Consider the following 8,055-nt stretch of genomic DNA (forward strand, 5'->3'; position numbering starts at 1 on the left):
GGGTACTGGTAACCTCCTACAAGACCTGCAATTTATGCAGGTGCATGCCCGACATACACATCCTGTGGGGTGACACTACAGTGTCATTTTTGCCGTCCTGCACGACGTTGTAGGATTAAATTAGCTCACAACGTACAAGTGCTTGTTGATTGCGGCGAGTGGAGATACAGTGGTGGCAGTTGGGCCGCCATGCCTGACAACACAAAAGCGCGAAGCACACCCGTCCTGGCAGACTCATGGTGTGCTTCTCCCGAAGCGAACGCGGCACGTTCGCGGCCATGTCCGTTCTTGGCCTCAGATTACACGTGTCCCGCTTTGAGGACAAGTGGGACTGACCTTGTTCATTTTGAGGTTGAGAACGCGCTCTGGGAGCGGATTCTCTTGGATACGAACGTGTTTCGGCTTTCTCTGGCTCTAGTCGGTCTAGTTGCCTTCATCGCCCTCTTAGTTGCCACGGTGATCCTGGCGAAGGCAGGACAGCCCATGTGGGCGGCCTTCACGGGAACTGGTGCGGTTGTCGTTTGCGTTGGTGCGCTGTACCGCCTGCTGCTAACACTAGGGCAGCCTGCATGAACCACCTAAAGCAGGTCATCGAGGCGGCCCGCGCGGCTGTTCTCGGGCGTGCTGACATCGCCCATCCTGACCGGGTGGGCGATGTTGTCACGCGTGTTGAAGCGGGCGGCAGCCTGAACAACACCGTTCACGACGAAACCTTCGGGAAGTACCTGGAAGTGACGAACAGCATCACGATCCTCGACTCTTTCTGCGGCACCGGCGGCTTCCTGAAGGGAGATCGTGGAGAACCCGTACAGCGACCCGCTGCGCCGCCTGCGCCGACCGTGCGGGTGTCTGCCCCTGCCCTAACCCCCGAGGGGCCTTCACGGCCTTCCTGTGCGCCCGTGGGGGAGCTGGTCGCGGGCCTCGACGTGAGCGCCGGGGCAGCGCGGGTCTTCGGAGTTCTACACGCCGTTGCCGGTCATGTCGCGCAGGCCCGTTCCTACGCCTCGATGCCGGACACCGTGACCCTCCATCTCCCGCAGGGCCTCTTGGCGGTCGCGGCGGGGTACACGCCCCGCCACGTTCGCAACCTGCTGCCCGAGCTGGTCGCAGCGGGGCTGCTCGACTGGGGAGCGCACGCCGTGAAGGTCAAGGGCATGGGCCTGTGGGGCGGGTGCCTCTTCGCGGTGAAGGTCAAGGTGGGTGAGGTACTACCCCGCCTGAAGCGCGACGACTGGCGTCACCAGTGGCGCAACCTGGAGGCGGACATCGAGGCCGGGCACACCGTCAAGGCGGTGCTGGCGGCCATTTCCCATTTACCTGCCGATGAGCGAGAGAGCGCGGTGGAAAGCGCCCTAAAAGCGTGGGCCGTTAGCCCTGGAAATGCCTTGAACCCCGTTGTTTATAAAGGGGAAGTCGCACACGCGGAGGGTGTCGGTGTCGTCCAGGACGTGCGGGACATCGTGTACCGGCTGGGTGATCTGGTCCACGTCCACCCGACCAAGCGGGCGGAACGAGTTGGACGGCTGGCGTCGGCCTTGAGCCGGGCGCTCGGGGACACACACTCCCGCCGGTTCTACTGCGCGGTGCTGTGGCAGGCGTGGCGCGGTGAGATCGAGGGGCGCGGGACGTTGCAGACGCTCTGCGCCGCCCTCTTGCGCCTTGAGGCTGACCGGCAGGAGTGGGTCGGACTGCGGAACCCCGGTGCCCTCCTGGTGGCCCGCCTCAGGGCCGCGTAACGCCCGGCTGAGGCTTGCCCCGCCCCGAACTCCACCGCGCACCGGCTCGCGCCTCTGCTGGGGCATGAGCCGGGTGGTCATCATCCGTGTCCACACAGGGTTCGACCGAGGGGGTTCATCCCCCCGCACCCTCCCTGCGGTCGGGTGGCACTCCCGCTGGTCGTGCTCCACCTGTTCCTCCAGCCACGCGAGGTACACGGCGTCGTCGTCGGTGTACTCGTCAGGGGTGGGGTTGCGGTCGAGCCATGAGGGGGTGAGGTACTTGTCGTCAGGGAGAACAGGAGCAAGTCCCCTACTACTGGGCCGCCCGTCAAACCACCACTTACCGTCCGGCGGCTGGGTCTTTCCGGTGCGGGCGCGGTAGTCCTCCAGGCCGTCCAGGTAAGCGAGAGTCGCCTGATAGCACTCGGTCAGGGTGACGTGGCGGTGGTAGTCAGTGATCGCGGTCCAGCCGTAGGGCGATTTCGTCATGTACATGGGGTGGCGTGACAGGTCGGCCGCCATGATGTGGATGTCCAAGCCCTCCGCCTCCATCTGCGCGAGGGCCTCGTGGTCAAGCAGTACCAGCGGCACAAAGGCGTGGAAGTGGAGGCGGATGCTCCGGCCCCCGTACTCGATCCGTGCCCACCCGTGGGTGCCCAGCCGCTTCGATACCGCCTTGCCCCACTCGGTGCCCCGGCCATCGGTGATGCACCGAGCGTCGAGGCCGGTGGGGTGGTTGATCGTGATGAACAGGAGCATGCCGTAGCGGCGTTCCAGCACGCGCAGCTCGCGCACCAGTTCCCCGGCAGCCGCGCCGCGCTTGCACTTCGGCTTCTGGCCGTTCGTAGGGCTGCTGTCGGCGCTGGTCTGCCCGGTGCCGTAGTCCTCGACACGGGTCAGGGCCTTTTTGAGGCCGCACTCCTGCGCGGCGACGAAGTGCGCCCACCGGTCGGAGGCGTAGGTGCCGGGATCGTAGGGGTTCCGGCGCTCCAGCTCCAGCAACTCTGCGTAGGTATGGGGTTTTTTACCGTGTGGAACGGCTTCTGTAGTAGAATTGGCGTACATGTGATGTTCCTCGGGCGGCCCTGGCAGGGGCCGCTCTTTCGTTCAGGATCGCGCTGAACATCTCGGTTGGCAACGATAAGACCGCACACCTCACCGATACGACAAGCGCCCACAGTCGAGGTGGGCGCTGCGCGATGAAAACGGCTGGCGGGGGTAACCAAGAACCCCGCTCAACACCATCAGTTTGCCCGACTCGTTCGGTGAGCCGAGTAGGAATTTTCTCAGCAGAGCGATCTACCTAGATTTATCGTTCTGGTCGAGGTTGAACGCGGTTTTGCAATCGGAGTTCCACGCCTTGATCTGCACCACCTGTTCATCCCCGCCAGTCCCGGCGTTGACGACCTGCACGGCGTTTTTCGGAACATCACCTCGAACGGATCACCGAACACATGGCACGCCGGGGTCAACGTCCGCGATGACGGCCAGGACGGCGGCGATGGGGTTGATGTCGAGGGGATGAGGGTGTCGTGCTGGACGTGGTTTTCCTAAGATCATCGGCAAAAAGCGCGGGATAGACCCGCATTCATGGGGCGTATTGCCCACGAGGTAATGAACATGAACACCAAAGAGTTGACGAGTTTGGGAACGGCCCTGCTGTACTTCCGGGGCAATGTCGAGGCGCTGGCGCCCTACGTGGAACAGCAGGCCATGCACCCCGCCTGTGGCCTGGAGATCGTGGCGGAGGGCTGGGAACGTCCCGCATGGGGTCAGCAATGGCGGGCGGATAAGCGTCTGCTGGAGTGTGGCGGGCCCGTGCTGAAGCGCGTGTTGGCCGGGTGGGTACCGCCCACCCTGGACGAGCTGGTGGAGTTCGACTGGCCGGGCTGGTGGATGACCGAGAACGAGCTGGGGCGGGTGCGGATGTCGTTCGTGCGGGCGTGTGCGGAAGTGGCTGCCCGGTACGCCGCGCACGGCGATCCCTACCCCTATCGTCTCGATGATGGTACCGCGCCGTGCCGGGTCGCCCCCGGAGCGTGGCCCGCTGAAGCGGCAGTGCTGGTGCCCGAAGCGCAGGCTGCCCTGACGGCCTACGCGCTGATGTGGCTCAGCAGCGCAGGCCGGGTTGATGGGGCGTCGTTTCTCCCGGTGGTGGCCGCGTGACGGCGGTCGTTCACCCCCGGCGCAGTCATCTCGCCGCGTACCACGTTCGGCAGCGCGAGAAGGCCGACGCGGAACTGGCACCCCTGTTGGACGAGGCCGCGAGGATGCGGGCGGCTGGCGCGACGTGGGAGGAGGTCGCCGCCCACTGCCGGAGCCTCGGGTTCGTCGGGAGGTCGGGGCGACCGGTCACGACCTCGGCGCTGTACCAGATAGCCCGACGTCGTCGTCCTGGCCTGTAACGGCCTGCCCGCCGTCCTGGCGGGCATTCTTCTGGTCTGGACTTCTCTATTAGAGAAGAAGGCTTTGCAAGTTGACAAGACCGTGTAAACGAGGGTGGGTAACACTGGAGCGCGTCTGGGACGCTAAATTATGGGAATTGGACGGGTGGGGGTCCGCTGCGGCGTTGTGCGAGATCGCAAGACCGGACATCCGGGTGTCCGGTCGCCGTCCGGTCGTTTGGTCGGAGCAGTGCGGCAACCTGCCTGACGACCGCGCGTTCGATGTCGGGTGTATCTGCTAGCCGGACGGCCGCCGGACACCCGGATGTTCTGGCAGTGTCCGAACGCCGTCCGGCCGGACGACCGGCTGTCCGGCTAAGGTGAACGCCGGGGGCTAACCCCGGACAAGTCTTGTTATCCGGGGGTATTCTGAGGCCATGACCGACCCCACCCTCACCCTCGATCTGTACCGGGGCGACCTCGTGTCGCGCGCCGCCCACCTCGCTGGTCTGCCCGCGCCGGAGCTGCGCCGCCGCGCTGTCGAGGCGGCCCGCGACAAGGACGCCGGGGCATTGTGGGCACTCACCGAGGCGCACCTGACCCTGCACGGCGCGGCGGGCGCGAAGGTCAGCGCCCACACCCTCAAGGCTTACGGGCAGGCGGTGCGGGGGTTCCTGGCCTACGCCACCGCGAACGCCGTCGAGCTGCTGCGCCCCGGCGCGAACGTCGGTGCCCTCTACCTGCGCCACCTGGAGGCGGCGGGCCTCAGTCCGGCCACCGTCCGCGTCAAGCTCGCCGGGGCACGGGCGCTGTACCGGGCGCTGCGCTGGGCCGAGGCGACCACCGCCGACCCCTTCACCGACGCCCGGCCCGCGCCGGAGAAGACCCCCGCGTGGGACAGGCGGCAGCCCTACACCGAGGAGGAGGTCGTGCGCCTCCTCGACGGCGCGGACGCGCGGATGCGGGCGCTGCTGCTGCTGTGCGGGCACGCGGGCCTGCGGATCGCGGAGGCGCTGGCCCTGACCTGGCACGACCTGGACCTCACCGGACGCACCCTGACCGTCCGCCACGGCAAGGGCGGCAAGACCCGCCGCGTCCAGCTCTCCAGCTCGCTGGTGGCCGCCCTAACCGCCCTGGACCACCAGGACGGCCCGGTCATCGGTGGCGGTGACGACGCGGCCCGCGAACGCCTCGCCTGGCTGTGCAAGCGCGTGGACGTGCCCAACCGGGGCTTCCACGCCCTGCGCCACTACGCCGGGACGCGCCTCGTCCGCGAGGGCCACAGCCTCGACGACGCCGCCCACCACCTCGGACACTCCTCCATCGAGACGACCCGCGTGTACGCCAAGTGGTCGGATGACGGGCTGCGGAAATCGCTCGGGAACTGGTAACGGACAGCCGGTCGTCCGGGCGTCTGACCGATCTCCGGCGGACGCCCGGATGACTGTCCGCTAGGCTGTCCGCGTGTCCGCCAACCTGACCCCTGCCGACGTGATGGCCCAGCTCGGCATCCATGAGCGCCGCCTGCGCCGGTTCGCCGCCGCATACGAGGCTGTATTCGACCCCCTGCCGCGTGACAAGCGGGGCCACCGCGAGTTCATACCGGAAGCTGTCGAGCGGATCGCGGCGGCCCTGCCGGTGCTGATCGAACGGCCCGCCCTCGGCATGGAGGACGTTCTACGCCGTCAGGCGGGCGTGACGACCTCGACACCCGCCGCTGCGCCTGTTTCGGTGCCCACTGCGCCTGCCACGGAGTTGCTGGAGGTGCTGTCGAACCTCCGCGCCGATGTGGCCGCCCTGCGCCTGGATGTGGCCGCCCTGCGGAGCGAACTGGCTCGCCGCGATGCTGTTGTGGTTCCCGCCCCTCAGACGGCGCAGAAGGCCCAGAAGCCGAAGGGGCAGGGGAAAGGGGCCAGAGTATCGGTCGAGACGCCTTCACGAGCCTCTGAGAGCTTTGACGGTGTGGCGACCTTATTGGTGCGCGATCCGGTCATCCCGCAGCGGTTGAGGAACGACCTGCGTTGGTCGCCTAAGTCCAGGTATGAGGAGCTGGAGACGTTGCTGGCGAAGGCGGGGCGGCTGAACCTACACCGCACCAATGGCAAGAGTAGTTGGCGCACGCCGGATGGCATCACTGTCCGGCAGGACACGGTGACGCGCCTGCATGCCCTTGGTGTCCTTGTCCCGGAGCTGGGGCACTAGATTCAGGTGATGTCCACAGACGACCTACAACCCTCAAACGACCAAGAGGCCGAGATCAAGGCTATTGATGCCGAGGCTAAAGCCGAGCTGGGGAACGTCCACGTTCTGAAGAACGAGGAACTGAGCGCATACATACCTGCTGACCTCCTGGCCCGGTATGAGTTCTACTCGTTCCGCCACGCCGCCGAAATCCTCTCCACGAGCTGCAAGCCGGAGTTCGACGAGTTGCTGAACGCCCTACGGGCCTTTGAGATCACCGTGGCCGACATCGTGAAGCCGGGCGGGAACGAGTCGGACATCCCCAAAAAGCTCACCGCTATCCTCCGCCCTCTGGGTTGGCAGGAGACGCGGGTGCAAGGTGACCTGATCGTCCGGAAGATCGTCCGGCACGGGCAGCGGAAGGACGACGTTACTGAAGACCTGACGACGCTCGCCAACTTCATTGATGGTCACAACGTGGACTACGTGAAGAACCGCGTGGCGTTCGACATGGAGTGGAACTCTAAGGACCAGACTTTCGACCGCGACCTCTACGCCTTCAGCGCCTTCGCTCAAACGGGGGTAATCAGTGCAGGTGTACTCCTGACCCGGAGTGCTGACCTGAACCCTGTCTTCACGAGCCTGGGCAATGATGCGAAGGGGAAGCCGATCCGCAACAAGTACGGGGCGTCAACGACCTGGATGGGGAAGCTGCTGTATCGCCTGGAAGCAGGCCGAAACGGCCCTTGTCCGGTGCTCGCCGTGGGCATCCGGCCCGCCGTAATCTCCGACCTCACTGAACACCTCGCCTCGATGCCTGCCCGAGGCGCTGCACCCGCTCCGGCACCTGCCGAAGCGCCCGAAGGAGAAGAAGCATGACCGCCTCAGATGACCTGCTGAAACGCTGCAATGGCCAGAAGTTCCGGACCATCCTGGCCGATCCGCCATGGCAGTTCCAGAACCGTACCGGGAAGGTCGCCCCTGAGCATGGCCGCTTGAGCCGCTACGGCACCATGACGCTTGACGAGATCAAAGAGCTGCCGGTGGCGGACATCACCGAAGAACCTGCCCACCTGTACCTCTGGGTGCCCAATGCGCTGCTTCCTGAAGGTATCGAGGTGCTGAGGGCGTGGGGGTTCGAGTACAAGTCCAACATCGTCTGGCACAAGATCAGGAAGGATGGCGGCCCAGACGGGCGCGGCGTGGGGTTCTACTTCCGCAACGTGACCGAGTTGGTGTTGTTTGGAGTGCGTGGCAAGAATGCCCGCACGCTTCAGCCGGGGCGGACCCAAGTCAACTTCCTGGCGACCAGGAAGCGGGAGCATTCGCGCAAGCCTGACGAGTTCTACGACATCGTGGAGGCGTGCAGCCCTGGCCCGCGCCTAGAGCTGTTCGCCCGTGGCAGCCGCCCCGGCTGGACGACTTGGGGTAACCAGGCCGACGAGTACACGCCTACTTGGGCGACTTATAGCAACCACTCGCAGGCTAGCCGTGACGTTGACGGGGACGATGATAAGGGCATGCCTGTTGCTCTTTGATAATGCTGCCTGAATTAATGAATGCCGCCTTTGTGGGCGGCATTCATAATTAACTTTGACGATCTTGGGGGAATGAGTGTTGTTGGCGGCTCTCTATAGGTTAAATGGAAGCTAAGATGTTCTGATCTTTAGCTTAGTGGTAATCGTCAATTTGCTTTATGATGAGTAAGTGCCATAGTGAATATAGTCAATAGCCATATAAGGTATTATCTGGTGCGATTTCGCGCACTTCCC

7 protein-coding genes are annotated in these 8,055 nt (G+C 64.9%); 5 read left to right on the top strand and 2 right to left on the bottom strand.

Annotated elements, in window-relative coordinates; all coding sequences use genetic code 11:
* Positions 1–578: 578 nt before the first annotated feature.
* Both DEIGR_RS21555 and DEIGR_RS19475 read right to left on the bottom strand, forming a co-directional pair.
* Positions 579–704 carry a hypothetical protein gene (locus tag DEIGR_RS21555; protein WP_269083818.1) on the bottom strand — a complete coding sequence of 42 codons (126 nt, stop codon included), beginning with the start codon at positions 702–704 and terminating at the stop codon, positions 579–581.
* Positions 705–1,352: 648 nt separating this feature from the next.
* Positions 1,353–2,783 carry a hypothetical protein gene (locus DEIGR_RS19475; RefSeq protein ID WP_153013996.1) on the bottom strand — a complete coding sequence of 477 codons (1,431 nt, stop codon included), beginning with the start codon at positions 2,781–2,783 and terminating at the stop codon, positions 1,353–1,355.
* 555 nt (positions 2,784–3,338) lie between these two features.
* Between DEIGR_RS19475 and DEIGR_RS19480 the strand changes: the two genes are divergently transcribed.
* The 5 genes from DEIGR_RS19480 to DEIGR_RS19505 all read left to right on the top strand — a co-directional run bounded on the left by DEIGR_RS19480 (position 3,339) and on the right by DEIGR_RS19505 (position 7,821).
* On the top strand, positions 3,339–3,884 hold the full coding sequence (locus DEIGR_RS19480; protein WP_153013997.1) for a hypothetical protein: 546 nt from the start codon (positions 3,339–3,341) through the stop codon (positions 3,882–3,884).
* A 655-nt stretch (positions 3,885–4,539) separates the two neighbouring features.
* On the top strand, positions 4,540–5,493 hold the full coding sequence (locus DEIGR_RS19490) for a tyrosine-type recombinase/integrase (RefSeq protein ID WP_058980254.1): 954 nt from the start codon (positions 4,540–4,542) through the stop codon (positions 5,491–5,493).
* Between the two features lie 73 nt (positions 5,494–5,566).
* A complete protein-coding gene (locus DEIGR_RS19495; protein WP_058980255.1) occupies positions 5,567–6,304 on the top strand; it encodes a hypothetical protein in 738 nt (245 codons plus the stop codon).
* Between the two features lie 9 nt (positions 6,305–6,313).
* Positions 6,314–7,162, top strand: coding sequence for a BglII/BstYI family type II restriction endonuclease (locus tag DEIGR_RS19500; protein ID WP_083524348.1), 849 nt, complete (start codon positions 6,314–6,316; stop codon positions 7,160–7,162).
* On the top strand, positions 7,159–7,821 hold the full coding sequence (locus DEIGR_RS19505) for an MT-A70 family methyltransferase (RefSeq protein WP_058980257.1): 663 nt from the start codon (positions 7,159–7,161) through the stop codon (positions 7,819–7,821). Before DEIGR_RS19500 ends, DEIGR_RS19505 begins: the two co-directional genes overlap by 4 nt.
* Positions 7,822–8,055 lie beyond the last annotated feature (234 nt).

The sequence above is a fragment of the Deinococcus grandis genome (assembly GCF_001485435.1).
Taxonomy (GTDB): Bacteria; Deinococcota; Deinococci; order Deinococcales; family Deinococcaceae; genus Deinococcus; species Deinococcus grandis.

Bases quoted from the DNA above. Each gene is read 5' to 3' on its own strand.
- DEIGR_RS19480 (WP_153013997.1), top strand. From the start codon at position 3,339: ATGAACACCAAAGAGTTGACGAGTTTGGGAACGGCCCTGCTGTACTTC.
- DEIGR_RS19505 (WP_058980257.1), top strand. From the start codon at position 7,159: ATGACCGCCTCAGATGACCTGCTGAAACGCTGCAATGGCCAGAAGTTC.
- DEIGR_RS19500 (WP_083524348.1), top strand. From the start codon at position 6,314: ATGTCCACAGACGACCTACAACCCTCAAACGACCAAGAGGCCGAGATC.
- DEIGR_RS19475 (WP_153013996.1), bottom strand. From the start codon at position 2,783: ATGTACGCCAATTCTACTACAGAAGCCGTTCCACACGGTAAAAAACCC.
- DEIGR_RS19490 (WP_058980254.1), top strand. From the start codon at position 4,540: ATGACCGACCCCACCCTCACCCTCGATCTGTACCGGGGCGACCTCGTG.